Raw genomic sequence first — 26,732 nt, 5'->3', positions numbered from 1 at the left:
CGCTGATCAAACGGTTTGTCTCTTTTTATTGTGAGTGGACTATGATGTCCACACTTGATCCGCAATCTCAATCACATGACGCAGCTTTTCCCATTGCTGTTCTTCTGTTAACAAATTGCCTTCCTCTGTTGAGGCGAATCCACATTGTGGGCTCAAACAGATTTGGTTGATGTCCACATATTGTGCCGCTTCCTCGATTCTTCTTTTGATCTGATCAACGGGTTCAAGTTCCCCATACTTTGAAGTGACAAGACCTAGTACGATTTGAAGGTTTGGATTTTTCACATAACGAAGGGGTTCGAATCCGCCAGAACGGTCATCGTCGAATTCTAAGAAGAGACCATCCAAATCGAGACCGGCAAAAATCGTTTCTGCCGCTGCCTCGTAACCACCTTCGGCTGCCCAAGTTGATTTAAAGTTACCACGGCAAATGTGCATGGTGATCACTAAATCATCTGGTCGATCGGCAACCGCTTCATTGATTGTTTTCGCAAACGATTCACGCAGTTCATCTTCCTCGCGGCCAAAAGCTTTGATTTGTTCATGTCCTTTTTCAGAAAAGAACACAGCCCAAGCTGTATCATCTAGCTGTAAGTAACGGCAGCCTGCATCATAAAAAGCACGGATGGCTTTTTTATAAGCTTGTGCCACGTCATGGTGAAAATCATCTAAGCTGTCGTACACACCTTCTTCAAGCTTTCCACGGAAAAAGAGCATATTCGGACTTGGAATCGTCATTTTAGCCGTATGATCACCCGCGATGCTGTGAAGGAAGCGATAATCCTCCAGCATTGGATGATCAGTAAAATCAATCTTACCTGTTACTTTGATGCCTCTCGCTTTTGTCGTCGTATTGTGGAATTGAATGCCTTGGTCTGCTTCAAATCCTTCGACCCCATCTAGCCCTTCTAGAAAGTCAAAATGCCACCATGCACGTCTGAATTCTCCATCTGTGACAACCTCTAATCCAATTTCTTTTTGCTTCTCTACAATACGAGTGATTTCTTCGTTTTCAATTTGTCTGAGCTGTTCTTTTGTCAGTGTACCGTCTGCTTTTTGCTTGCGTGCTTCCTTGATACGTTCTGAACGAAGTAAACTCCCTACTTGATCTGCGCGAAATGGCGGCTTTGTTGTTTTCTTACCAATGGTTTGTACTTGTGTCATGCTGAATCCCTTCTTTCTTCAGGTTATAAATCAAATAAAAAAGCTCTTCCTTGGATAAGGAAGAGCATCATATACTGTGAGATCTCTGCCTTATCTTCAAACAAGCATCAGCTTGCTTAAGGAATTAGCACCATTCTGTTCCTAGGAACAGCGGTTGCCGGGTTTCACAGGGCCAGTCCCTCCACCACTCTTAATAAGGTTACCTTTGATTTAATTTTCTTAATAAACACAATTATTCAATCTTTTTGAGAAAAAGTCAATGGTTTTTCCTATTTATTTTCCTACATAAACAAATCAGCGACGAGAACACCAGCTAATCCAACAAGTGAAAGAACAGTCACCATTAATGTCCAAGTTTTAAAAGTTTGGGCCATCGACAGATTAAAGTATTCTTTGTAAATCCAGAAACCCGCATCATTCACGTGAGAGAATGTAATACTGCCGGCACCTGTTGCAATCACCATTAATTCTGGGCTGACTCCCGTCAAACCAATCAGCGGTGCAGAAATGCCAGCTGCTGTGAGACCCGCGACAGTTGCTGACCCTAAAGAGACACGAAGGACAGCTGCAATCAGCCAAGTGAGGAGCAGAGGAGACAGTGTGCTTCCTTGCATAATCCCTGCAATGTATTGATCAACACCGCTGTCAATGAGCACCTGTTTAAAGGCGCCGCCGCCTGCAATGATCAATAGAATCATCGCAATGGAGCCAATTGAATCCGTAATCGACTTCATGACGTCCTGCATGCTCTTTCCTCTGCCAAGACCAAATGTGTAGATGGCAAGCAGCACAGAGATTAATAGGGCAATCGCCGGCTCACCTAAAAACTCAGCCGCCGGTAGCAGCGGGGAGGACGGGAAGAAAATTTCTAAACATGCTCTGAATGTCATAAGCAATACAGGTAAAATAGCGGTGAAAATACTAATGCCGAAGCTTGGCATTTCCTCTTCTGTAAATTCCTTTGGATTAAACAAGTCCTTTGGAATGTGTGCATGCAGTTGATCTTTCTTAAATAGTTTCGTAAACAGAAGTCCGCCTACTAAAACAGCAGGAATGGCTAAAATAATTCCAACCAATAAGGTTTGTCCCATATTGGCTTGAAATACATTGGCAATGGCTGTCGGCCCTGGGTGAGGAGGGAGGAAGCCATGTGTTGTAATGAGTGCAGCGACGAGCGGCATTCCCACATACAACACAGGAAGTCTTGCGGCTTGAGCAATGGTAAAGACTAATGGAATAAGAATAATGAATCCGGTTTCATAAAATAGAGCAATTCCGATAACAAATCCAGTCAGCATCGTCGCCCATTGGATTTTCCCGATACCAAAGCGGTCGATGAGTGTCATGGCAATACGTTGAGCACCGCCAGAATCAGCCATCAATTTACCAAGCATCGCTCCAAAGCCAAGAACCAACGCCAGATGGCCGAGTGTACTTCCAAGCCCTTTTTCGACTGAAGCAATCGCTTCAAGTGGTGACATGCCTTCTAAAACGGCAACGATTAAAGAGACAATAATCAACGAAATGAAAGCGTTTAACTTAAAGACAACCATGAGTAAAAGTAATAACAAAACGCCAAGTCCGATAAAAACTAACGACATGATCTTTCCTCCTTTGTGCTGCATAAGGGAGCGTGAACGCCCCCTCTGCTTTATCCTTCAAGTATGTCTACTGCTTCTTTTAACGTATCCTTTGAGCCAACATTTCCCGGGAAAATCACATAAGACATAAATGGGAATTTGCTTTCTTCTCCTGTTTGCCAAACGGGAATACCTGGTTTGATTTGACCTGCGACGGTCGCACGTTTGACACTGAGTCCTCTTGTTCCAATATCGCTTGAGGTGATTCCGCCTTTGGCAATGAGGTACTTAGGGCGAATGGAGAGGCGCTGAACAATGCTTGTCACAGCATCACTAATCTGAACAGACAGTTTCAATTCTTCCTCTTGACGATCGTCCCCAAGATCAAGCCGTTCTCTCCTTGTATAAACAGCAACCGATTGCCCGGTTGTTAAAAGCCGTTCAGTTTGTTGAATCACGCGGTCAATTTCCTCTTGAAATGCTTCAGGTTCTAACACGAGGTGTGTATCAAATTCAATAAATGCAATGTCTTTATTTTGCTGCAGCGCTCGCAATTGTTCGGTTGTTTTTTTGACATGGGAACCGACCATGATGAGGCCACCGTGCGTGCTTTCTTCCTGTATTAAGTCTTGTCTAGTTAATAGTGCTTGATCCTCAACACCGCCAAGCACTTTTGTGAGAGCTGCCGCACTTCTAAATAGAAAGTGCTGACCTGCTTTGATGGCATCTATGAGGGCAATGACAAAGACTTTGACATCGTCATAGTCTACTGCATTTACAACCACTTTTTGAAAATCCTTCACGGTCATCAGCTGATCCTTGATTTGTTCAATACGTAAAGCCCGGATATCTTCTAAAGAAATATAAGTAGTGTTTTCCTTAGTGAACGATCCGTTTGATTTCTCTTCGATCCATTCTCCGAGGTGAGAAGATTGAAATCCGAATGTACGATCCAATGCAAATTCTGTGTCACCAGCAGGAATTAATTCGTGACCTTCCTGTACGTAGTGAATATTGCCAATCGTAAAGCGGCCGCCTTCTTTAAAAAAGGGAAGAAGGATTTCGCCGTCAAATTGGCGGGAGCTTTGCTGTTCAATGGTCGTTCTGAGAATTTCAGTCTCTAGCGGGAAGTGTCCACGTAGGGTGGAGTCCCCCCGGCTGACAATGATGAAATCTTGATCAAGCCGTTCAGCCGTTTTCACAATCGTTGATGCGATCGTTTCATGAAGAACCGCCGTTTCTTTCTCTGTAATACTGCGAGAGTTGGTTAAGATAAAGAACATACGGCTGTCTTCAAGAAAACCAGCTTCAATGCTTTTCTCTGACCAATCGGTGAAAACAGAGACGCCGTGTACGGTTTGAATGCCTGTTGGGTCATCGTCTAATACAATCACTTTATGGTGAAAATGGTTTAGTGCTTGTTCGTATGCTGATTGAATGCGGTCTGAATCCGCTTTCGGAATGGCATTTAGTAACTCAATGCTTTGTTTCATAGAACCTCATCCTTTCTTCACTTCAACATGAGCCATTTTTTCGTAATATTGAACGATCCCACCGTGATCAAGTCCAGACTTTCCGTCCGCTTTGAGGGCGTGGAAGATTTCCAGCAGCTGACTAGAAAGCGGGAGAGGAACGCCGATATCGTGGGCAGTTTCCATGACATTGGTTAAATCCTTTAAGTTGATGTCAATACGTCCGCCAGGCTCAAAGTTTCGTTCTAAAATGAGAGGAACCTTCGCATCGAGTACAGCACTTCCTGCCAGTCCACCTCGGATGGCTTCATACATTTTATCAATCGCAATGCCAGACTTAGCGGCAAGGACGAGTGCCTCGGACATGGCAGCGATATTTAAGTTGACGATGATTTGATTCGCAAGCTTTGCGGTTGTCCCGCTTCCATTTGATCCAACTAATACGACATCTGTGCCCATGGCATAGAGGACATCCTTTACTTGTTCAAAAATCTCTTTTTCTCCGCCCGCCATAATCGCAAGTGTCCCGTCTATCGCCTTTGGCTCTCCGCCACTGACAGGAGCATCGATAAATTCGACCTGATGCTGTTTTGCCAGTGCCGCTAATGCTCTAGAAGTAACAGGTGAAATAGAGCTCATATCTATAATGATCGTGCCAGGTTTTGCTGTAGCCAATATGCCTTGTTCACCTGCTACGACTGCTTCTACATGCTCACCTTTTGGAAGCATCGTGATTATGATATCGCTTTCAGATGCTGCCTCAGCAACTGATGCAGCGGCATTTGCGCCCAATTCTTTTAATGCTAGAACAGCTTCTGTATGAATATCGAAAACAGTCACAGTATGACCGGCTTTTAATAGATTGAGTGCCATAGGTTTCCCCATAATGCCTAATCCAATGAATCCAATTTGTTTTGCCATTTTGTCCGCCTCCTATTTAGAAACCCCTTACAAAAAGCGCTTTCTTTTCTTTTTGTTAGTATATATACTATCAATTTAAATTAATAGTAGGAAATAAACTATTGTTCATTTAATGTACATGACGAAATAGGAATGTGTCAACGGAAAATATGAGAAAAGTCACAAAAAAAGACCGGAAACAGCTCCGGTCTATGGTCGATTATGTTTTATTTTTAGCTACAGCTAATCGAGAACGTTTGACGTTGTCGATTGCATTTGATCCTAATTCTAAAACAGCTGTGACGTACAAAACATCAATAATCACAAGCTGATTAATACGAGAAATCATTGAGTCAGAACGATAGGTTGTTTCTCTCGATGAACTGAGCAGATGAAAGTCGGATTTCTTGGCGAGCTCTGATTTCGGATAGCTCGTAATCGAGGCGACCGTTGCACCTTTTTCCTTTGCAAATTGCACGGCATCAAGGATTTCTCTACTTTCCCCTGAATGTGAGATCGCGACGATAAAATCATGTTCCGTTGCATGTGTTGCAATCATATTCATCATATGAGGATCACTGCATAGACTCACTTCAAAGCCAAGCTGGAGAAACTTATGATAGGCATCTCCGGCAATAAAACTGGAGGCACCTGCTCCAAAGAAGACGGTTTTATGTGCCTGTTTCATTTGCTCAATAAATTGTGTCACAGCTTGGTCTTCTAAAATATGTTTCATATCCTGAATAGAGTTGGTTGTTAACTCTATGACCTTATGTTTAATATCTGCGACACTATCAGATGCTTCGATCTCACCGTATATGGATTGAGGTGTATTGGTCGCAATATCCTGCGCGACATGGACACGAAACACTTGATAGGACTCATAGCCAATTTTTCGCAGAAAACGAAAGATCGTCGTTTCACTTGTGTTGCATTCAGCAGCGAGTGCACTAATCGAATGAAGCACAACTTTCTGAGGGTTTTGTAAAATGTAATTGGCAATCTTTTTCTGGGTAGGGGACAAACTATGAAATGTTGTCCGGATATGACTAAAAATATTCTCTTCTATGATAAACACCACACTTCATCTAACATTCTATCTTAAGCATACAGGAACTTATGAAAACGGTAAACAAACCTCACATGAAAAATAAAGAATAATATGGAAGGAAACACTTCTTTTGGTTCTTTTGTCATGGTATACTCAATTGGTAATAGACAAAAATGGGGGTTTTTACTATGACAATGAAAAAAGGCCTAACGATCAGCCTGCTCATTTTTTCGCTGATTGTTTCATTGTTTGCGCCAGTTGGATCTGCGGATGCCAAACAAGTGAAAAAAGCAAAAGTAAGTACACACTATTATAAAAAGAAAAAAACGTTTAAATATGCACAGGTGAAAAACCTTAGTAAGGCGCATATGAAAACCATCAATCGTGATTTAAAAGATGATATTGCATTCTCTTATTCTACGTACTTGTTCTTAAAGGACGAAGCGAAAAAAGAAGGCATTGGGAAGATCACATACGAGAGATCGTTTAAAACGAAATTTAATAATGGGAAGAAACTAAGTATCCTAAACTATGATTACATGAATGACGGTAGCATGCACGGGGATACGATGGTTACGAGCATGAACTATGTGTTAACAAAGAAAAAAACAAAGCAACTGTACTTTACAGATGTGGTAAAAACAAAGAAAAAGCGTACAAAAGTAAGAGATTATATCTATAACTACACAAAGAAGCATAAAAGTAAATTCTATGCGAATCTGAAAAAAAGCGATATTCAAATCGGCTACGACACGCAGTACCACTTCACGAAAAAGGGAATCGCTGTTGTCTTCCAGCCATATGAAATTTCACCGTACTATGTAGGAATTCCTATGATTCAAGTACCTGCGAAGGTGTATAAATAAAGAAGAGAAACGGCCATGAATTTGGTCGTTTTTTTATACATAAAAAGAGCCCCTGGTGATGAGGCTCTTCTTTTTACATTTATACTTGTTTGGGTGCATCGTTTAGTGGGTGACGGCGTTTGCCGTTGTAGTGGCGGCGCATACGAAAGATTTCAAACTCCGAAAGCTCTGCGCTTTTTCGTTTTTGGGTGCGGTTATCTTTTTTGAAAGAGAATAGTAAGTAGCAGCAAAGTGAAGCGATAATCAATAAAATCATCATATGACATTCCTCCAATTCATCCTATTCTTTAAGTGTAGACAGGGTGAGTGATGTTTATAACTGAAAATAGTTAGCAAATAGCGTTTAGTTCTAAAGGTTTATTCTAGCTGCTTTTTTAGGTCTAAGATACTGGTTGTTTTTAACTATTATATTTCCAGTTATTGCACTCGTCAAGAAGAATTTTTCTGGGGTTGTCTCTATTAGTACGATTAAGTGTCATAAAAGTTTCAGAAAATTGTAAACTTTTATTAAAAAACCGTTCCCGAACAGGAACGGTTGTAAACATGTTTATGCTTTTTCTTCAAATAAACGTGCAATTTCCACGATCACTTCTGACGCTTTCAGCATGTTCTCTACAGAGATGAATTCATATTTACCGTGGAAGTTTTCCCCGCCAGTAAAGATGTTTGGCGTTGGAAGTCCTTTATATGAAAGCTGTGAGCCATCTGTACCGCCGCGGATTGGTTCAATGACAGGTGTCACTGAGCGGTTTTCCATGGCTTCATGAGCGATGTCTACGATATGTTTGACTGGCTCAATTTTTTCTCTCATATTGTAATATTGATCCTGAATGCTAAGGGTGATGCTGTTTTCGCCGTAGACCGCTTTTAAGTCGTTTGCGATTTTTTCAAACAGTGCTTTGCGCTTGTTGAATTTCTCTTTATCAAAATCACGAATAATATATTGCAGCTCTGCTTCTTCTACTTCTCCTACAAACCTTGTGAGGTGGAAAAAGCCTTCGTATCCTTCTGTGTATTCTGGAGATTCATCTGAAGGAAGTTTGTTGTGAAAGAGCATGCCGATCTTTGCAGCACTGACCATTTTGTCTTTTGCTGTCCCTGGATGGACGTTGTTTCCTTTAATTGATACTTTTGCACCTGCGGCGTTGAAGCTTTCATATTGAAGCTCTCCTAGCGGGCCGCCGTCAATCGTATAAGCATAAGAAGCGCCAAAGGCATCAACATCGAATTTGTGAGGTCCTCTGCCGATCTCTTCATCTGGTGTGAAGGCGACACGAATTTTTCCATGCTTGATTTCTGGATGCTCAATCAGGTAATGCATGGCGGTCATAATTTCTGCGATACCTGCTTTGTTATCTGCACCAAGCAGGGTCGTGCCATCAGTCGTGATGAGCGTATGTCCTTGGTATTTTTGTAAATTTGGAAACTGTGCTGGAGATAATACGATATGTAGATCTTCGTTTAACGTGATGTCCCCGCCTTGATAGTTCTCATGAATCTGCGGTTTCACGTTCTTGCCAGTGAAGTCAGTGGCTGTGTCGATATGAGCTAGGAAGCCAATGGTTGGCACTTCTTTGTCTGTGTTAGATGGGATCGTGCCCATGACATAACCGTTTTCATCCATTGTCACTTCTTGAATGCCGATGGATTTCATCTCTTCAACTAGCTGCCTTGCTAGGTTCAGCTGTCCTTCAGTGGATGGGCAGCTCTCTATGTCTGCATCAGACTGTGTATCCACTTTTACATAACTTGTGAATCGCTGGATCATTTCCTCTTTCATCAATACGTCACTCCTTTTGTAGAATATGTTCATTTTATCATGTCTTGAATGCGCTTCATAACAAGAAAGGCTTTCTCTGGCAATTAGAGAGGAAAAAGACCTACTTTTATTTTGCGATGTGCTGAATGGTTCTTTAGGGTGATTTTTTTGGGTGTCTTTTTATTTATAATGAGGACATATAAAATCATCCATTTGTACGTTAATTTGGGAGAAAGGGGTGCGAAAGTTGGATTCTAGTCAAACACTTGCACTCGCTCAAAAGTTCCAGGAAGCTGCTGATGGCATTCGGCAGTCGAAGCAGCTGCTTGAGAATCGGCTGAAGGCAGTTGGATCAGGCTGGCAAGGGGAAGCAAGAGATAAATTTGATCAAAGCTTTGAGGAAACAGTGGCACGCTATGATCAATTTGAAAAGGACTTGCTTGAAACAAGTCAGGAACTGCGGGATGCTGCTGTCAAAATCGAGGAACGTAAAGCTGAAATCGCCAGAATGGAAGAGCTTGAGCGAAAAAGGCGAGAAGAACGGAGAGAAAGAAACCGAGAAGGGAGATGATGTGATGGCGCGTGACATTGTAGTAGATCCAGATCAGCTGACAGGGCTGGCGAATGATTTTGTAGGAGAGCTTTCGGCCATCGAAACAAAGCACCACGATTTACATAGTGAACTGGATGGCCTCATCCTAGGCTGTGATCCCCGTTATCGAAGCTGTTTTTCTGGAGTAGGAGATGCATGGGGTTCTGGACAAGCCTTAATGAGCAAATTGAGCAGTGACGACATTGCCATTCGTCATGCAACGGATAAAATGGTCGAAGCTGATGATATTTTAAGGAAAATGTACAGTCTGTATGATCAATATGGTACACTCACGAGCCTAGCTGGTATTGTGATGATGCAGGCAAAATACTATGGACTTGGCATGACGACCTTTATTAAAGAAAATGGCCGCTATGCTGCGCAGCATTCAAAGCTCCTTCTTGATGTGACCGGACGGGTAGAAGGAACGAGATTTGACCGGTTGGCAAGGATTTGGCTGAGTAAAAAAGAATTATTAAAACGATCCAATTGGTCGATGGCTGACCTTGTCCATAAGAAATTTACGAAATTTTATCCTAGCGATACAGTTGCGTTCACGAACAGTGTACGTGATTTCACAAAAGGAAGTATCAATTGGAAGGACACGGCTGGCATCAAGTCTGTTCTGAAAAATGGTGCAAGGTTTGCGAAAGGAAATGCCATCATTGCAACGGTCGTCACGGGTGCAACAGAAACGGTTGGCTGCGGTCTGAAAATTGCGGAGAACTATGCGGAATTTGGGGATCAGCCAGAAGTTCTCAAGCGTGAAAATGCAAAGGCTGTTGGAAATGCAGTGAATAATACGGTCTTTATTGCAGGCGGATCTGTTGCAGGTGCCGTTGTGGGCGGCGCTCTTGGAAGTTTTGCAGGACCGATTGGAACAGTCGTTGGCGGTGCGATAGGATCAGCAGTAGGTGGCTTTATTGGTGAAAAAGTCGCCAAGCTTACTTCTGGTTTTGCAGAACAGGTCGCAGTGAAATTAAAAGACCCAATTCATGCGGTTGTCGATAAAGGAAAAAAAGCATTTGAACTGGCAGGTCAAGGTGTTAAAGCAGTCAATGACACCATTGATCAAGCAAATCAGGTGATACATAAAGGAATAGAAAAAACAAAAGAAACCGCAGATTCGCTGTTGAAAGGTGCAGGTGATTTCTTGAAGGGCGCATTTTCTTTTGGATAAGGAGAGATCAAGTTGGATCAGCTAAGTCTAAGTATCGAGGAACTCATCTTTAGTTTTTACAGTGAAGGCTATTTTGAGCAAGGGATGTCTTTAAAGGAAGCCTATTATCCAGATGTAGAGGATGAACGTCTTGGGTTTTTATTTGAAATTGCATGTCGCTCTTTGCTGGCAAAAGACGTGCTGGAATTTCGAAATAGACAATACCGTTATAAAGAAAAATACCGGCATTTCATTCAAGCCATGAACGATGCATCACATACCGTGAAAGCTTCAAGGTTTGGTGCATTAGATGAAGAGGTCAGTACGTCCTTTCATACGACTCAGGCAGGTGTGTATTCACACCATACGCTTTATGATCAACAAGTGCATCAGATTCACAAACTAAAAGACGACCAGCAGACTGTGGAGCAAGTGACAACCTTTTTGAACATACACATGAGCGAACACCTTACACCAGTCATCAATTTGAAGGCGGAAGAATTTGAACTGCTGTTAGAACAATCCAGTCAAGGGAATGATGATTGGCCTTCTTTTCTAAATAAAGCAGAGAACCAAGAGCTTGTGCGGGCATTTGTTTCTGATGTAAGGGTCAGAAAAGGAAAAATGGATTCTTTGATGAAGGTCACTTATGATAAAAATAATACGCCGGATGTAGAGTCTATGATATTTGTTATTCCGGGGCAGAAGCATTCTTGGCTAGTGTCGGGCATGAAGGAAAATGAATTTCGGATAGAGACGGCTCATAGGGACGGATTACGTTCTATATTCTAATGGAGAAAAGGAGAATGGCGCTTGAATCCAAGTGAAGTAATAGAAGTGAGGAGCAGACCCTTTCTAAGAGTATGGGCATTCTTAGCAACGGGCGGATTTGGCATCATCGGTATTTGGTTATTTTCAGAAGCTCTTACATTTGAATCGAATTATACGTTGTTTTTATTTTTAGGCGGATTATTAGGCATTGTCTATGGGTGGATCTCTTTTTTGATGATTCTTCCGGCTTTTACGAAGAGGGGAAATGTGATTTTTCGCATTCAGCGAGGAGAGAATGGCGCTGTTTTATACCGGCAACAAACAATCCCTTTTCAAGACATACAATCTATTGATATGCGCAGGCATCGTTACAGTATCAGGGGATTTCTGTTCATGGATGTGCTCATTCGGAAAATTGATGGGAAATTGATCAAGATTCCGGCGTACAGTATTTTAGATGAAGAAGTATTTGAGCAAACGGTGAAACAAAACATTTATCCATATTTACATGAGACTGCCCAAGAGAATTGGAAACAGCAGCATGGTCATGGTGAAAAGCAGAATCAATAGATGTTTTTGCCATCATTCCATGAGGTGAGACGCCACTTTTTTTAAGAAATCGTGTAAGATGTCAGTAAAGACTGAACAATCAAGAGGTGATGAGAGATGGACAAAGAAATGGTAATTGACCTCGTCACAGAACAAATGGCACGAATTCGAAAAGAAAAAGACTATACACAGGACCGCATGGCTGAGGTGCTTGGGCTATCCAAACGGCATTTGCAGCAGGTAGAAAAGAATCGTCTTCGCCTCAACTGGACGCAATCTGCGGCCGTATGTGCATTATTCAGGGATAGTGACATTTTAAAAGGGACACTTGGGGATGATCCGCTTGAGATTTTGGAAGTCGTCGCCCACGATGAATTGCATTTATCTGTTGAACGTACGATTGGCGGAAAGGTTTGGTGGCGGACGTCTGTGAGAAAAGGTACGTTTCGTCTTCAGCAGAATGTGCTAAGTCAGCATTACCGCATCTTAGATGATGAGAATTATCGCTATTATAGTTCCTTTAATAAAGAAGAAGCGAAGCGGCGGTTAGAGGAATTAAGTGAGCTGTCGTAAGCAGAAAAAGAGAGGTCCCTCTATGACAGGGACCTCTCTTTTTTGTGTTGTTTATACTTTCAGAGTGTTTTTCGCCCGAATAAAGGCAACAAGCTGTTTGATTTCTTCATCTGTTAGTGGAACGCCGTCTACATGGATGGTTCCTTCTTTTGCTTCCGTCAGCTCAATTTTGATATCAGAGATTTTGCGTTGTATCTCTGGCTCGTCCGTTCTACCAAGTAAAAAATCAATGGACGTATCATACAAATCAGCCAGCAGTTTCACTGCTTCAAGCGAAGGTCGTCGGTACCCAGATTCGTAACCGGCATAGGTGCTTTTGGCGATACCTAGGCGATCTGCCGTATGCTGGAGAGACCATTTTTTCTTTTTTCTAAGGGTGGTTAAACGATCGAGTATCATACATGAACGCTCCTTTATATACAACAACAGTATATCATATTTTGACAAAGAGTGTACGCGTTATGCGTAATAATTTCTTGATTAATTCGCGTTATGTGACTATAATGGCAATGAAGGTACGCGTAAAGCGTATATTATAGAATAGCACAAGCTGGCTTATAATATGTGTGACAAACGAAGTAATTTTACTGAAAGAGGTGGACCTGTTGAAGAAATTATTGCTTTTAACCACTGGTGGGACGATTGCATCTGTAGAAAGTGAAAATGGTTTAGCTCCAGGTGTTAAAGCTGAGGACCTTTTAAGCTATTTAAACGAAATTAATGCAGACTACACAATGGACACTAAGTCCCTAATGAGTATAGATAGTACCAATATGCAGCCTGAATACTGGGTTGATATCGCAACAGCCATTTATGAAAATTATGATCAATATGACGGATTTGTCGTCACGCATGGTACGGACACAATGGCCTATACATCAGCAGCACTATCGTATATGCTGCAAAATCCTGATAAGCCAATTGTCATTACAGGATCACAAATCCCAATTACGTTTAAGAAAACAGATGCGAAGAAAAACATTACAGATGCGATTCGTTTTGCATGTGACGGTGTTGGCGGCGTATACGTCGTGTTTGATGGCAGAGTCATTCAAGGAACTCGCGCAATCAAACTAAGAACGAAAAGCTACGATGCATTTGAAAGTATTAACTACCCATATATTGCATCGATTGAAAATCATCAAATTGAATACAATAGCAAAGTAAAAAGATCATCAATGAAACCGCTTAAATTAGATGCATCCTTGAACACAGACGTTTGTTTACTAAAACTGCATCCAGGACTGAAGCCTGAGTTTTTAGATTCAATCAAAGGGTTGTACAAAGGAGTCGTCATTGAAAGCTACGGCAGCGGCGGAATTCCTTTCGAAGGAAGAAACCTTTTAGAAAAAATCAACGAATTGCTGGAAGAAGGCATTTCTGTTGTGATCACCACTCAGTGTCTCGAAGAAGGAGAAGACATGAGTGTGTATGAAGTAGGACGTAAAATCAATCAAGAACTGGTTGCTCGTTCAAGAAACATGAACACAGAAGCCATCGTGCCAAAGCTCATGTGGGCATTAGGTAAAACAACAGATCCACGAGAAGTGAAAAAGATTATGGAAACGCCAATCGCAGAAGATTTAGTGATTTAACTATTCTATAGAAAGCAGGTCATACGAGATGGTTCAAGCAACTTATCGTTACGAGAAGGATTTTCTAGGTGAAAAAGAAATTCCCGCAGACGTGTATTATGGTGTTCAAACGCTTCGTGCAAAAGAGAATTTCCCGATTACAGGATATCGCATGCATGAAGAACTCATTCGAGCGTTTGCCATTGTCAAAAAAGCAGCAGCTCAAGCCAACATGGAAGTCGGACGTTTATATGAAGGAATTGGAAATGCGATCGTTCAAGCTTCAGATGAAGTCATTGAAGGCAAATTCCATGAATATTTCATCGTAGACCCGATTCAAGGCGGCGCAGGAACGTCTATGAATATGAATGCCAATGAGGTCATTGGAAACAGAGCCCTCGAGATCATGGGACATCAAAAGGGCGAATACATTCATTTAAGTCCAAACACACATGTGAACATGTCACAATCGACAAATGATTCGTTCCCAACGGCGATCCATATTGCAGTGCTCAAGCAGTTAGACATTTTACTTGAGACGATGCAGGCCATGCATGACGTATTTCAAAAGAAAGCAAAAGAATTCGATCATGTCATCAAAATGGGGCGTACTCATTTACAAGACGCTGTTCCGATCCGTTTAGGACAAGAGTTTGAAGCATACAGCCGTGTGCTGAGCCGTGATATTAAACGAATCAACCAATCAAAACAGCATTTATATGAAGTAAATATGGGTGCGACAGCTGTTGGGACAGGCCTCAATGCAGATCCTCGCTACATTGAAATCGTCGTGAAGAAGCTTGCTGATATTTCTGGACTGCCATTAGTAGGCGCAGAGCACCTCGTAGATGCGACGCAAAATACAGATGCATACACAGAAGTATCTGCTGCCTTAAAAGTATGCATGATGAACATGTCTAAAATTGCGAATGACCTTCGCTTAATGGCATCTGGCCCACGTGCAGGTCTTGCTGAGATTGCATTGCCAGCCCGTCAGCCGGGATCATCCATTATGCCTGGAAAAGTCAATCCAGTCATGGCAGAGCTCATTAACCAAATCGCATTCCAGGTCATTGGGAACGACCACACCATCTGTCTTGCTTCTGAAGCAGGCCAGCTTGAGTTAAATGTGATGGAGCCTGTTCTGGTCTTTAACTTGCTTCAATCTATTAGTATAATGAATAACGGATTCCGCTCATTCACAGATCACTGTTTAGCGGACATCGAAGCAAATGAAAAACGTTTGAAAGAATATGTCGAAAAAAGTGCAGGTGTCATTACTGCGGTAAACCCTCACTTAGGCTATGAAGCCGCGGCTAGAATCGCAAGGGAAGCCATTTTAACAGGACAATCGATCAGAGATCTTTGCCTGCAAAATGATGTGTTAACAGAAGAAGAACTTGATATTATTTTGAATCCTTACGAGATGACAAAGCCTGGTATTGCGGGTGCAGAGCTCCTAGAGCGATAATAATATCAAAAATTTTATTTTATTAATATGTGGAATTGCCTGTGAAATAGAGAAAAACAGGCAATTCACTTTCTTTCGAATTGACACACTTTTTTCACAATATTTTGAAAACGCTTAACGCACGCACAAAGGGAGGAAACAAAATGAAAACACCACGTCTACCGTCTATTTTAGAAGTCGTGTCTGTACTTGGCTTATTTTTAGCAATTGTTTTATCATTCACTCTTTACTTCAAACTAGATATTCAGCTAGCATTGTTTATCTCATGGTTTATGGTCATTGCTTTAGGGATTCGTTTAGGGCATTCATACAAAGACCTTCAAAATGCGATTACAAAAGGGATATCGAATGGTTTAGAGGCTGTTTTAATCTTAATTGCAGTAGGTGCACTTGTTGGTACATGGATTGCCGGCGGTGTTGTACCCACGTTAATTTATTACGGACTGGAATTTATTCATCCTAATATCTTCTTATTAGCTACACTTGTCATCTGTGCGATTATGTCCGTTGCAACAGGAACCTCTTGGGGTACAGTTGGAACAGCAGGGATTGCGATGATCGCAATTGGTGAAGGATTGGGTATCCCATTACCGATCGTAGCTGGGGCTGTTTTATCTGGTGCTTATTTTGGTGATAAATTATCTCCTTTATCTGATAGTACTGTGCTCGCTTCCTCTCTTTCAAAAGTGGACGTGCTGGCGCATGTAAGAGCCATGATGGTCTTATCCATACCAGCCTTTGTGATTACAGCGATTATGTTTACGGTTACAGGTTTTATGTATGGCGGACGCAACATTGATCAAGGTAAAGTAGAATTTTTGAAAAATGCCCTTCAAGATACATTCACAATCAACATTTGGATGATCATCCCAGCAGTAGTGGTTGTATTACTGCTCGTATTTAAGAAACCTTCAATGCCTGTTATCGCTATTGGTGCCCTTCTTGGTGCAGTCTGGGCAATGGCATTCCAAGGAATGAACCCGGCAGATGCGCTTGGAACAGCTTATAATGGCTTTTCTATTAATTCAGATGTAGATTTCTTAAATACGCTGTTAAATCGTGGCGGTATTGTGAATATGCTTGGATCGCTAGTGGTCATTATTCTCGGACTTGGTTTTGGTGGCGTTCTTGAATATCTCGGCGTCTTAAAAGTAATTGTCGCTACTTTCGAGAAGAAATTATATAATGCAGGAAATGTAACCCTGTCTACACTTGTTGTTGCATTCTTCGCAAATATCTTCGGCTGTGCGATGTACGTTTCATTAATTCTTACACCGAAAATTATGGAAAAAAGCTATGATAAATTGAAAATAGACAGACGCGTTCTATCTAGAAACGCTGAAGTCGGTGGAACAATGACGTCTGGTATGGTTCCGTGGTCAGATAACGGAATTTACATGGCAGGGATTCTAGGCGTCTCGACATTCTCTTATTTACCATTTATGTGGTTGAGCTTTGTTGCCATTGGTCTTGCCATTATCTACGGATATACAGGAAAATTCATTTGGTACGTCAAAAATCAACAAGACTCAGAAGAATCGGCATCATAAGCCGCTGCAAAAGCCGCCCCTCCCCCGGGCGGCTTTTGTTTGTCCTAGGACCGTAAGACTATGTGTGTTTCCAGAAGGGTGGTTGTGTATTTTGACCCCCTATAAAAGAGGTCTTAAGGTGTGGTATGAAGCAGATTGAAAGCATATTTATACCATAAAAAGGGCACAAATCCCTATTCAAACATGAGTCTTTGAACCTTATAATAACAATATTGGAAAAAGTGCGATTCACCATTACGCTCGTTTAGAGGGACTCTAAGCAGCGTTTTTATTTTTGACAGGAGGAGGAACCCATATGAGCTTATCGGATATGCTGTCTGCCCTTAACGGTGGCATTTCAAATAAAAAGGCAGAGATCGAAGAGAAAATTGCTCGACTCAAAAAGGCAAAAAGTAAGGTTGAACGTGAACAAGATGCCGCAGAAACAGACCTAAAACAAATCAAGCAGCCAAAGCTTGGGGCCTCTTGGAAAGGTGAGCGGAGCCAAGATTTCAAATCAGAGCGAAATGAAGCGCATGATGCGCTGCAAACGATCGTAAGCGATAAATACCCACGCTACGTGAGCCGAATCGAATTCAAAATCAGTACACTAGAAGCAGAGCAGGCTGCCTTATCCTTTGCCAGCTCTTTAGCTGGAGATGCCGCACGTTTGGCTGAAAAAGGAGAAGACGCAGTAGAAGACGCAAAACGCTTGATCTCAAAAGCATGGAGCAGCTTGTAAGCGAGCTTCATGCTGAACAAATCTGGAGGATATCATAATGGGACAAATTAAGTTAAACTACCAAACAGTGATGGATAAACTAGATGAAGTCTCCCAAGCAGTTGAAGCTTTAACAATGAAAAAAGCAGCAGATAAAGCTGGTGAAAACAGCCTTGAATTTGTAACCAAATGGACGTCACGTGAAGCAGAGGTGGGCGAAATGGTCTCAAGCTTTAAAGAAGCCTTGATCAAAAACGTTCAGGATACACGCTCAAATGTGAAGACGCTAAAAGAACAGGATGAAGCGATTGCGGCAAAATCATAAGCCCCAATCGTTTTATTGATAGCGTAGCTGAGTACGATGTAAAATATAGTCTTAAAGACTCATATATAATTCGGGATTTATGACCTTAGATTATTCCGTTTTTCTTCCAAACACCATGTTAAAAGGACACCTTTTCCCTATTTAAGCCTAAGGCTTTTCGCCTTATACTATACTTAATGAAAGCGAACGATAGAAATGTCAGGACTGGAAAAAGCAGATGATCTGCTCGGTTTCAAAAATGCTGACGCCGTGCTTTCTTATGAGGTCTAATAGAGGTGGATGACATGAGTTTATCCGAGATGCTGCACCATCTGCATATGGGGATTGAAAACAAACGTGCAGAATTTGACGAAATGATCTCTCGGTTAAAGACAGCCAAAAGTAATATTCGAACAGAACAAGATCTTGCGCAGTCTGACATAAAGGAAATCAAGAAGCCTGCTCTAGATTCGTCATGGAAAGGTGAGAGAGGAACGGACTTTCACCGTCATCGGAAAGAAGCCTTTCACGTGCTGCACGACATTGTGAACAATGAGTATGAAACCTATATTACGGAGATAGACCAAAAAATTATGCACTTTGAGTTGAAAAAAATGGAACTCGCTGTCGCCAGTAATTTTGCAGGAAGAGCCCAAGATGTGATGGAAAAAGGCGAGGATTTTGCAAAGGATGTCAAACATTTAATTGAACGGGGCTGGAAAGCTCTTTAATAAAATAAACGAAACAGCCGGCTGAACAAGCGGCTGTTTTTTTGATTTAGTCACATCCACCGCTACCACCAGAATCACCACCGCAGGAGGCATCAGAAGCGTTATGTGTATACGAATCAGTATAGTTACTGGTTGTTGAACTGTGATGTGCTGAATGCTTAGAAGATGAACGCTTATCTTTTGGTGTAAACATGTGGGCGGTAATGGCGCCTAAAGAAGCTAGTATGATGATGATAACAAACATGATGTATCCCTCCTCTTGTTTCATATTCATACGTTTGAGCCATAACAAAGTTCCCCGTCGGAAAGAAAAACTGGGCAAAGAGTTCTATTTTCGTTTATGATGATAGGCAAAAGTAATTGACCAAGGGAGGGGAGTCTATGTTATCTCTACGTCAGGAGGAGCTGTTGAGGCGGTTAATGCAGGCAGAGCAGGAGCTGACAGGTGAAGAAATTGCACGCCTGATAGGCGTCACATCACGAACAGTTCGAACAGATATGAAAGCGCTTAAATCGATATTAGAAGCACATGGGGCAACACTTCATATGAAACGTGGAGCAGGGTATACATTGACTGTCGAAGATTATGGAGCATTTCGTACTTTTTTGAAAAACTCAATGAGAGAAAGAAATGAAAAAAAGAATCAAGTCATTCCAGATCAGCCGGAGGATCGTATCTCTTATTTATTGAGAAGGCTTTTATTGTCCGAAGACTATATGAAATTAGATGAATTGGCCGAGGAATTATTTGTGAGTGAATCTACTGTGAAAAATGACCTGAAAGCAGTCAAGCATATTTTCTCTTTACATGGCCTCTCTGTTGCACACCGTCCTAAATATGGACTGAGGCTGACTGGAGATGAAATGAAATTAAGGTATTGTCTAGCTGAGCATGTGTTTCAGCAGGAGCATCCGAACCCTGCCCTTTTACCTGAAGAAACATATCAATTGATTCAAGATATGGTGCGTTCACGTACAAAGGCAAGCGGCCTTCATGTGTCAGAGATCGGTTTAAGCAACTTAGTGACACATATCGCCATTGCGTGCAAACGAATTGAAGAGAAAAAATTGGTCATGATGCCGGAAGGAGAACTCAAAGATATTCAAACACAGCCCGCTTTTCAAGTGGCGAGGCAAATGGCAGAAGATATGCGTCACGTACTCGGTATAGATTTTCCATTATCTGAAATGGCCTATATTGCGATTCATTTAATGGGGGCAAAAATGATGGCGTATGGAGAAACGGGCCACACGCTATTTCACATGCTTGATGAAGAGCATTTCCGTTTAACTCACCAATTACTTGGTTATGTCGAAGTGCACATGTCACTTGATATTCAGACAGACAAGGAATTGATTGTGGGACTAAGTCTTCACCTGAGATCAGCGATTCATCGGTTCCGATATGATATGAACATCCGTAACCCCTATTTATCGGACATAAAAAGGCATTATCCGATTGCTTTTGAAGCAGGTGTCTATATGGGAAGATGGTTGAAGGAAAAAGAGAATGTAGAGATTCATGAAGATGAAATCGGATATTTGGCGCTGCATATTGGTGCTGCCATAGAGCGGACAAAAACTCAGACTGTGAGGAAAAAATGCTTGATTGTGTGTGCAACGGGTGTCGCGAGCAGTCAGCTTCTTCTCCATAAGTTGAAGGCCGCCTTTAGCGAAAGGCTAGAGATTGCTGGAACTGCAAGTGTCAGTGACCTTTTGTCGTATGACTTGAGAAGTATCGATTTGATCATTAGTACCATCCCGCTTCAGAACACATTACCTGTGCCAGTGATTGATGTACATACGATCCTCAGTGAAGACGATATGTCGAGGCTGAAACGATTTGTACATGGATCACAAGAAATGGGGGTCTTGCGATATATCAGTCCGAAGATGACTTTTTTTCAGCAAGATCTACAAACAAGGGAAGAGGTTCTTCAATTTTTCGTGAATGTATTGCAGGAACAAAACCGAATCCCGGATGATTTTGAACAGCTATTGCTGGAAAGAGAGGAAGTGTCACCTACGTCGTTCGGTCATTTGGTCGCGATCCCTCACCCAATCAAACCGGCAACAGAGGATACGTTTTGTGCGATCTGTACGTTGAGAAAACCAGTGCTGTGGGGCGACGATCGGGTACAGGTCGTCTGTTTGTTAAGTATACAGAAGACGTATCAGAAAGAATTGCAGTCACTCTATCAATTTCTTGTGCGTTTGACAGAGCAGAAGGAAGTGGTGGAGCAAATCATCAAAGCTGCTTCATTTGAAGAACTGACGGCGGCGCTGCACGTGTTGGAACAGCCAGATGAAAAAAAAGGACACCCATTTCCGCATCTGTGAGGAAAAAGATTAGATGTTAATGAAAGCGCTTTTAAAATAACATCAAAAAGGAGGATGATCACGAGTTTTTGTAAAGGGGGAGACGGATCATGAGCTTTAAAGAGAGAGCGGCCGACGTCATGGGACATGTCGCTTATCGTATTACAAATCAGAAATATATTATGGCGATTAAGCAAGCATTTGTCACATTAATGCCAATCATCATTACGGGGGCTTTTGCTGTACTGGTCGCAAATATGATCATGAGCCCGGAAACGGGGCTTGCCCATTTTGAGATATTCAGGTTTTTAGCAGAGCTTCAGCCAATTATGAAGGCAATCAATTATGCCACGCTGAACTTTTTAACGATCGGGGCTGTGTTCCTCATCGGGATTGAGCTCGGGAAAATCAATGGACATAAATCGTTATTCCCAGGATTAATGGCATTGATTTCATTTATATCCGTTATTCCGACGACACTTCTTCTTGAAGTCGATGGATCGATGCGTGAGGTTGTTGATGTGCTGGCGAGGCAATTCTCCGATCCAAAAAGCTTATTTTTGGGTATGATCATTGCCATCGTCTCTGTAGAGATTTTTTGTAAGCTTACCGAGGTGAAGTGGCTGCAAATTAAGATGCCAGATTCTGTTCCATCAAATGTGGCGACGTCTTTTTCTTCACTTTTCCCATCAATTATTACGATTACTATCATTAGTTCATTCGGGTTTGCGTTTCACCGTGTGACAGGCATTTATTTGCATGAAGCGGTGTATAACGTCGTGCAGCGTCCGCTTGAAAGCGTTGTGCAGGGACTGCCTGGTATTTTAACGTTAATGTTTGTGGCTCAATTTTTCTGGGTGATCGGTATTCATGGCAACCAAATGATTAAACCGATCCGCGAGCCGCTGTTATTAGGATCAATAGCAGTGAATATGACAGCATTTCAAGAGGGAAAAGAGATTCCAAATATTATCACGATGCCATTTTGGGATGTGTATATGAGCATTGGTGGCTCGGGTGTGACGATTGGTCTGTTGATCGCCATTTTTATAGCAGGAAGAAGGGAAGAGATGCGTAGCATTGCCAAGCTTTCATCAGGACCTGGACTGTTTAACATCAATGAACCAGTTATTTTCGGATTACCTGTCATGTTGAACCCTGTGATGGCGATCCCGTTTATCGTCACACCACTCGTGACAGGTACGATTGGTTATATCGCAACCGCTACAGGTTTTGCCGGGAAAGCGGTGGTGATGGTGCCGTGGACGACACCTCCGATTGTGAATGCTTGGCTGTCTACCGCTGGCAGTATGGGGGCTGTCATCACACAGCTCATCTGTATTGTTGTCGCTGTTTTCATCTATTTACCTTTTGTCCTCTTATCCAACCGGAAGCCAGAAGCAGCACCTGATTCAGAATAGAAGGAGGGCTCATGAATGAACATGCAATTTAGATGGTATGGCAAAGAAGATCCTGTCTCCCTTTCATATATTCGGCAAATTCCCGGCATGAAAGGGATTGTCAGTGCAGTCTATGATGTGCCGGCTGGTGATCTGTGGCCGGAGGAAAGTATTGCTCATTTAAAAGCGGAAATCGAACGTCACGATCTTGCTTTTGAAGTCGTAGAAAGTCTCCCGATCCATGAAGATATTAAGCTGGGAAAGCCTAGCCGGGATGTTTATATCGAGCATTATCAAGAAAATATCCGCAGATTAGCAAGGCATGGTGTGAAGGTCATTTGTTATAACTTCATGCCAGTCCTTGATTGGACACGAACACAGCTCGATTTCCCACTAGCTGATCAATCGACGACCCTTGTTTATTTTCAGCATCAGCTTGAACAGATGGATATAGAAAAAGATCGATTTTCCTTACCAGGATGGGATACGTCTTATACGCAGGAAGAAATGAGAAAGTTGATGGCTGCATACAGGGCATTGGGTGCAGAAGGGTTGTTTGAGAACCTAGACTATTTCTTGGGAAATATCCTTCCAGTTGCAGCGGAAGAGAACATGAACATGGCACTGCATCCAGATGACCCTCCTTGGAACATATTTGGTCTGCCCCGCATTGTCAGCTGTGAAGAACAAATAGATCGTATCCTTCAGCTCGATGAACGCTCACAGCATGGACTGACCTTTTGTTCCGGTTCCCTAGGCTGTAATGCGAAAAATGATGTTCCTTCACTTGCGAGAAAGTATGCCAAAAAAGGGCGTATACACTTTGCTCATTTACGCAATGTCAATTTGTATGAAAACGGTGATTTTGAAGAGTCGGCACACCTGTCGTCAGCAGGTAGCCTCGATATGGGAGCGATTGTGAAGTCATTGTTTAAGGAAGGATTTGCTGGCTATGTCCGGCCAGATCATGGACGAATGATATTTGGTGAGACGGGCAGACCAGGCTATGGATTATACGACCGAGCACTTGGAGCTATGTATTTACAAGGGATGTGGGAAGGACTTCAAATTCACACGAAGAAAGGTCAGGTGGCAACATGAACAAAATCGACATACCCAATGACTTTATTCTAGGTGCTGCGGCTTCTGCTTGGCAGACGGAGGGTTGGAAAGGGAAGAAACCGCATCAGGATTCGTATATAGACCTTTGGTATAAGGAGGGGTATCACGTATGGCACGAAGGATACGGACCAGTAGGAGCAACGAATTTTTACGAGCGCTATCCTGAAGATGTAGCCCTTATGAAGGAAATTGGGTTATCTCATTACCGGACATCGATCAATTGGTCGAGGTTTCTCATAGATTACGAGAATGGCATTGTAGATGAGACCTATGCTCGTTATATTGATGATTTCATCAATGAATTACTTGAAGCAGGTGTAGAGCCGATGTTTTGCTTAGAGCATTATGAGCTTCCTGCCGTTTTGCTTGAAAAGTACGGCGGTTGGTCATCTAAACATGTTGTCGAGCTGTTTGTTCTGTATGCAGAAAAGGTGTTTGAACGCTATGGAGATCGGGTCAAACATTGGTTTACCTTTAATGAACCAATTGTTGTTCAGACTCGTGTGTATCTAGATGCTATTCGTTATCCTTTCGAGCAAAATACGAAGAAATGGATGCAGTGGAACTATCATAAAGCCTTGGCGACAGCAAAAGTGGTGAAGCTTTTTCAGGAAATGGGCTTGAAGGAATCAGCCGGTGCAAAAATTGGGGTCATTCTCAATCCAGAAGTGACGTATGCGAGATCGACTGCTCCGCATGATCAAGAAGCGGCCCGCATGTATGATTTGTTTTTTAATCGCGTGTTCTTAGATCCCTCCATTAAAGGCGAGTATCCAGAAGAACTGCTTGATGTATTGAAAAAGCATGACATTTTTTTCGATGCAACGGAAGAAGAGCTTCAGCTCATTAAAGATCATACAGTCGATGTGGTCGGTCTTAATTTATACTATCCGCATCGCGTTAAGGCACCTAGCAAGGCTTGGAACGAAAACACACCGTTTCATCCATCTTATTATTACGATCTATTTGAGCTCCCAGGGAGAAAAATGAATCCATTCAGAGGCTGGGAAATCTATCCGAATATCGTCTATGATATGGGTATGAGAATAAAAGAAGAATACGGCAATATCGAGTGGTTTGTGGCTGAAAACGGTATGGGGGTCGAGCAGGAAGAGCGGTTTAAAAAAGAAGACGGCATCATTGATGATCAGTACCGAATTTCATTTATCAGCCAGCATTTGAAAAAAGCCCTCCAAGCGAAAAAAGAAGGTTCAAACTGTAAGGGATATATGCTCTGGGCTTTTACGGATAATGTCTCGCCGATGAATGCATTCAAGAATCGCTACGGATTAGTAGAGATCCAACTGGAGAATGAACGGAATCGTCAGATGAAAGCGTCAGGGTACTGGTACAAAACATTAATCCAAACGAGGAAATTAAGGGATGAACCAGATGTCATTTATCAATAGGAGTGATGGGATATGAAGCGAATCATTCTCGCTTGTGCAGCAGGAATGTCGACGTCGATTGTGGTATCTAAAATGAAGGCAGCCGCAGAAGGAAAAGGGCTGGATTATGAAATTTATGCGATACCTGAAGGGGCGATTGCGGACGAATTAGAAGAGCATGGGGACGATGTAAAGGTCATTTTGCTAGGACCGCAAGTTAGCTTTATGAGAAAGGCAGCAGAAAAAACAGCGGCACCTTATCATATACCTGTCGATGTGGTAAATGTCAGATTATATGGAACAGCGAACGGAGAAAAAATTCTAGAACATGCTCTGAAACTAGCAAATGAATCTTGAGCAATCGGAGGAGAAGCAGATGACGGTATTAGAGGAAATGCAGGGAGCGGCCTTTCAAATCATTGCCCATGCAGGTGAGGCACGAAGCCATTATGTAGAAGCCATTCGTCTAGCAAGAGCGGATGACTTTGAAGCAGCGCAGCAGTTGATTGAAAAAGGGGAGGAAGCGTTTCGAAGCATCCATGACCTGCACTTGTCACTGATACAAAAAGAGGCGGCAGGGGAACAGCTTCCCTTTTCTTTACTGCTCATACATGCAGAAGACCAAATGCTCACAACAGAGACCATCCATCTGCTTGCCATTGAAATGATCGAAATGTGTAAAAAAATGAATACCCTGTCAAAATAGATATCAGTTATTAACCAATTTCTGTTATAATCATTCGGTAGATAAAGAGAAAGCAGGATTGGTGAATGAAAAAAACATGTATGTGGCTTGCAGTTGGTTTAGTCATGCTGCTCATTTCGGGCTGTATGGGTACGAAACAGCAAACAGAAGGAAACCAGCAAGCCATCAAAGAGGTAAAGGGTCAAGTACAAACGAAAGAAACAACAGAAACGCAGCAAATTGAAGCGGCAGAGATAGACAAACAAAACTGGATTCAGCAAAAGGAACCCGTTGCGCTTCCAATCTTGATGTATCACAGTATTTCCAGCGGTAATTCGTTACGTGTGCCAAAAAGCGAATTTGCGGCTCATATGAAATGGCTGAAAGACAACGGCTATGTCACGCTGTCGCCGAAAGAGGCATATCAAGTTCTCGCGACCAATTCGACACCAAGTGAAAAGTATGTTCTTATCACATTTGACGATGGATACACGGATAACTACACAAAGGCATTTCCGATTTTAAAAGAATATGGAATGAAAGCCACGATTTTTATGATCGAGCAGTCCATTAGCCGTCCGCATCATTTAACCGATGCTCAAATGGATGATATGATGGCGCATGGTATTTCAATAGAGAGTCACACCATTCATCATTTAGAACTCAATCGTTTAACACAGAAGCAGCAGGAAGAAGAATTAAAAGGATCGAAGGTATTCTTTGACCAGCGGTTTTCTCAACAAACGATCATGGTCAGCTATCCGGTCGGTCGCTATAACGAAGACACACTGAAGCTGGCGAAGGAAGCAGGATATGAAATGGCTGTGACCACTGAACCAGGACATGCGAAAAAGGAACAAGGCATGATGTCCTTACACCGCCTTCGCATTTCACCAGGACTTTCACCCGAAAGCTTCGGCAGGCTGATAGAGGGAAATTGATCAATATTAGATCACAGATGTTTCACATGAAACATTTTACGACACGTTTCGTGGAGATGCTTTGTGGATCGACAACATCATAGGGCTTGAGTACACATCTAGGTATATTCT

The 26,732-nt window shown here is 42.3% G+C and carries 28 protein-coding genes and 1 riboswitch; of the genes, 19 read left to right on the top strand and 9 right to left on the bottom strand.

Annotated elements, in window-relative coordinates; all coding sequences use genetic code 11:
• Positions 1-39 precede the first annotated feature (39 nt).
• The 5 genes from MKY11_RS18850 to MKY11_RS18830 form a co-directional block, all read right to left on the bottom strand.
• Positions 40-1,164, bottom strand: a complete 1,125-nt coding sequence (locus tag MKY11_RS18850) for a 5-methyltetrahydropteroyltriglutamate--homocysteine S-methyltransferase (RefSeq protein WP_342501689.1) — start codon at positions 1,162-1,164, stop codon at positions 40-42.
• An 87-nt stretch (positions 1,165-1,251) separates the two neighbouring features.
• Positions 1,252-1,364, bottom strand: a riboswitch (SAM riboswitch).
• 81 nt (positions 1,365-1,445) lie between these two features.
• Positions 1,446-2,765 carry a gluconate:H+ symporter gene (locus MKY11_RS18845; protein ID WP_008345676.1) on the bottom strand — a complete coding sequence of 440 codons (1,320 nt, stop codon included), beginning with the start codon at positions 2,763-2,765 and terminating at the stop codon, positions 1,446-1,448.
• Between the two features lie 50 nt (positions 2,766-2,815).
• The gene (locus MKY11_RS18840; RefSeq protein WP_342501688.1) at positions 2,816-4,237 is read right to left on the bottom strand and encodes a four-carbon acid sugar kinase family protein; all 1,422 of its coding nucleotides are present in this window, start codon (positions 4,235-4,237) and stop codon (positions 2,816-2,818) included.
• Between the two features lie 6 nt (positions 4,238-4,243).
• Complete coding sequence (garR, locus tag MKY11_RS18835; RefSeq protein WP_342501687.1) at positions 4,244-5,137, bottom strand: 2-hydroxy-3-oxopropionate reductase; 894 nt, start codon at positions 5,135-5,137, stop codon at positions 4,244-4,246.
• Between the two features lie 199 nt (positions 5,138-5,336).
• Positions 5,337-6,194 (bottom strand): MurR/RpiR family transcriptional regulator, encoded by an 858-nt coding sequence (locus MKY11_RS18830; RefSeq protein ID WP_024719230.1) that lies wholly within the window; start codon positions 6,192-6,194, stop codon positions 5,337-5,339.
• A 161-nt stretch (positions 6,195-6,355) separates the two neighbouring features.
• Here MKY11_RS18830 and MKY11_RS18825 point away from each other — a divergent pair, with 161 nt between their 5' ends.
• On the top strand, positions 6,356-7,033 hold the full coding sequence (locus tag MKY11_RS18825; protein WP_342501686.1) for a DUF3298 domain-containing protein: 678 nt from the start codon (positions 6,356-6,358) through the stop codon (positions 7,031-7,033).
• Between the two features lie 79 nt (positions 7,034-7,112).
• Here the strand turns inward: MKY11_RS18825 and MKY11_RS18820 are convergent, their stop codons facing one another.
• Together MKY11_RS18820 and pepT are read right to left on the bottom strand one after the other, a co-directional pair.
• Complete coding sequence (locus tag MKY11_RS18820) at positions 7,113-7,292, bottom strand: hypothetical protein (RefSeq protein ID WP_008345664.1); 180 nt, start codon at positions 7,290-7,292, stop codon at positions 7,113-7,115.
• Between the two features lie 288 nt (positions 7,293-7,580).
• Positions 7,581-8,813 (bottom strand): peptidase T, encoded by a 1,233-nt coding sequence (gene pepT, locus MKY11_RS18815; protein WP_008345662.1) that lies wholly within the window; start codon positions 8,811-8,813, stop codon positions 7,581-7,583.
• Between the two features lie 226 nt (positions 8,814-9,039).
• Here pepT and MKY11_RS18810 point away from each other — a divergent pair, with 226 nt between their 5' ends.
• From MKY11_RS18810 to MKY11_RS18790, 5 genes are all read left to right on the top strand, one after another.
• Positions 9,040-9,363: a WXG100 family type VII secretion target gene (locus MKY11_RS18810; RefSeq protein WP_017358661.1), complete on the top strand. Its 324-nt coding sequence runs from the start codon at positions 9,040-9,042 to the stop codon at positions 9,361-9,363.
• A gap of 4 nt (positions 9,364-9,367) precedes the next feature.
• Positions 9,368-10,564 (top strand): glycine zipper domain-containing protein, encoded by a 1,197-nt coding sequence (locus MKY11_RS18805; protein ID WP_017358662.1) that lies wholly within the window; start codon positions 9,368-9,370, stop codon positions 10,562-10,564.
• A 12-nt stretch (positions 10,565-10,576) separates the two neighbouring features.
• On the top strand, positions 10,577-11,335 hold the full coding sequence (locus tag MKY11_RS18800) for a hypothetical protein (RefSeq protein ID WP_173408408.1): 759 nt from the start codon (positions 10,577-10,579) through the stop codon (positions 11,333-11,335).
• A 21-nt stretch (positions 11,336-11,356) separates the two neighbouring features.
• A complete protein-coding gene (locus MKY11_RS18795) occupies positions 11,357-11,884 on the top strand; it encodes a YfjD family protein (RefSeq protein WP_024719538.1) in 528 nt (175 codons plus the stop codon).
• Between the two features lie 96 nt (positions 11,885-11,980).
• Complete coding sequence (locus MKY11_RS18790) at positions 11,981-12,436, top strand: helix-turn-helix transcriptional regulator (protein WP_008345651.1); 456 nt, start codon at positions 11,981-11,983, stop codon at positions 12,434-12,436.
• A gap of 51 nt (positions 12,437-12,487) precedes the next feature.
• Here the strand turns inward: MKY11_RS18790 and MKY11_RS18785 are convergent, their stop codons facing one another.
• Positions 12,488-12,835 carry a helix-turn-helix transcriptional regulator gene (locus MKY11_RS18785; protein ID WP_017368336.1) on the bottom strand — a complete coding sequence of 116 codons (348 nt, stop codon included), beginning with the start codon at positions 12,833-12,835 and terminating at the stop codon, positions 12,488-12,490.
• Positions 12,836-13,041: 206 nt separating this feature from the next.
• On the opposite strand from MKY11_RS18785, the gene MKY11_RS18780 reads away from it, so the two are divergent.
• The 6 genes from MKY11_RS18780 to MKY11_RS18755 all read left to right on the top strand — a co-directional run bounded on the left by MKY11_RS18780 (position 13,042) and on the right by MKY11_RS18755 (position 18,766).
• Positions 13,042-14,031, top strand: a complete 990-nt coding sequence (locus MKY11_RS18780) for an asparaginase (RefSeq protein WP_017358664.1) — start codon at positions 13,042-13,044, stop codon at positions 14,029-14,031.
• Between the two features lie 28 nt (positions 14,032-14,059).
• Positions 14,060-15,481, top strand: coding sequence for an aspartate ammonia-lyase (gene aspA, locus MKY11_RS18775; protein ID WP_017368335.1), 1,422 nt, complete (start codon positions 14,060-14,062; stop codon positions 15,479-15,481).
• Positions 15,482-15,624: 143 nt separating this feature from the next.
• Positions 15,625-17,031, top strand: a complete 1,407-nt coding sequence (gene nhaC / locus MKY11_RS18770; RefSeq protein WP_041507995.1) for a Na+/H+ antiporter NhaC — start codon at positions 15,625-15,627, stop codon at positions 17,029-17,031.
• Between the two features lie 295 nt (positions 17,032-17,326).
• The gene (locus tag MKY11_RS18765) at positions 17,327-17,752 is read left to right on the top strand and encodes a DUF5082 family protein (RefSeq protein ID WP_008345637.1); all 426 of its coding nucleotides are present in this window, start codon (positions 17,327-17,329) and stop codon (positions 17,750-17,752) included.
• Positions 17,753-17,789: 37 nt separating this feature from the next.
• Entirely contained in the window at positions 17,790-18,056 is a 267-nt protein-coding gene (locus tag MKY11_RS18760; RefSeq protein ID WP_039165060.1) for a YwqI/YxiC family protein, read from the top strand.
• Between the two features lie 284 nt (positions 18,057-18,340).
• Positions 18,341-18,766 (top strand): DUF5082 family protein, encoded by a 426-nt coding sequence (locus MKY11_RS18755; RefSeq protein ID WP_168948362.1) that lies wholly within the window; start codon positions 18,341-18,343, stop codon positions 18,764-18,766.
• A gap of 46 nt (positions 18,767-18,812) precedes the next feature.
• On the opposite strand, the gene MKY11_RS18750 is transcribed toward MKY11_RS18755, so the two are convergent.
• Positions 18,813-19,010, bottom strand: a complete 198-nt coding sequence (locus tag MKY11_RS18750; protein WP_024719535.1) for a hypothetical protein — start codon at positions 19,008-19,010, stop codon at positions 18,813-18,815.
• A 137-nt stretch (positions 19,011-19,147) separates the two neighbouring features.
• Between MKY11_RS18750 and MKY11_RS18745 the strand changes: the two genes are divergently transcribed.
• The 7 genes from MKY11_RS18745 (at position 19,148) to MKY11_RS18715 (ending at position 26,621) form a co-directional block, all read left to right on the top strand.
• Positions 19,148-21,106 (top strand): BglG family transcription antiterminator, encoded by a 1,959-nt coding sequence (locus MKY11_RS18745; RefSeq protein WP_342501685.1) that lies wholly within the window; start codon positions 19,148-19,150, stop codon positions 21,104-21,106.
• Positions 21,107-21,195: 89 nt separating this feature from the next.
• A complete protein-coding gene (locus MKY11_RS18740) occupies positions 21,196-22,506 on the top strand; it encodes a PTS transporter subunit EIIC (RefSeq protein ID WP_024719533.1) in 1,311 nt (436 codons plus the stop codon).
• Positions 22,507-22,521: 15 nt separating this feature from the next.
• Entirely contained in the window at positions 22,522-23,586 is a 1,065-nt protein-coding gene (locus tag MKY11_RS18735) for a mannonate dehydratase (RefSeq protein ID WP_342501684.1), read from the top strand.
• Positions 23,583-25,016, top strand: a complete 1,434-nt coding sequence (locus tag MKY11_RS18730) for a glycoside hydrolase family 1 protein (protein WP_342501683.1) — start codon at positions 23,583-23,585, stop codon at positions 25,014-25,016. Before MKY11_RS18735 ends, MKY11_RS18730 begins: the two co-directional genes overlap by 4 nt.
• A gap of 12 nt (positions 25,017-25,028) precedes the next feature.
• Positions 25,029-25,352, top strand: coding sequence for a PTS sugar transporter subunit IIB (locus MKY11_RS18725; RefSeq protein WP_008345616.1), 324 nt, complete (start codon positions 25,029-25,031; stop codon positions 25,350-25,352).
• A gap of 19 nt (positions 25,353-25,371) precedes the next feature.
• Positions 25,372-25,701 (top strand): PTS lactose/cellobiose transporter subunit IIA, encoded by a 330-nt coding sequence (locus MKY11_RS18720; protein WP_008345614.1) that lies wholly within the window; start codon positions 25,372-25,374, stop codon positions 25,699-25,701.
• A gap of 65 nt (positions 25,702-25,766) precedes the next feature.
• Positions 25,767-26,621, top strand: a complete 855-nt coding sequence (locus tag MKY11_RS18715; RefSeq protein ID WP_342501682.1) for a polysaccharide deacetylase family protein — start codon at positions 25,767-25,769, stop codon at positions 26,619-26,621.
• Positions 26,622-26,732: the final 111 nt, after the last annotated feature.

The organism is Bacillus sp. FSL W7-1085 (assembly GCF_038595035.1).
Classification (GTDB): domain Bacteria; phylum Bacillota; class Bacilli; order Bacillales; family Bacillaceae; genus Bacillus; species Bacillus altitudinis.
Note: the sequence above shows the minus strand (reverse complement) of the source record. Positions and strands in the feature narration are given on the sequence as shown.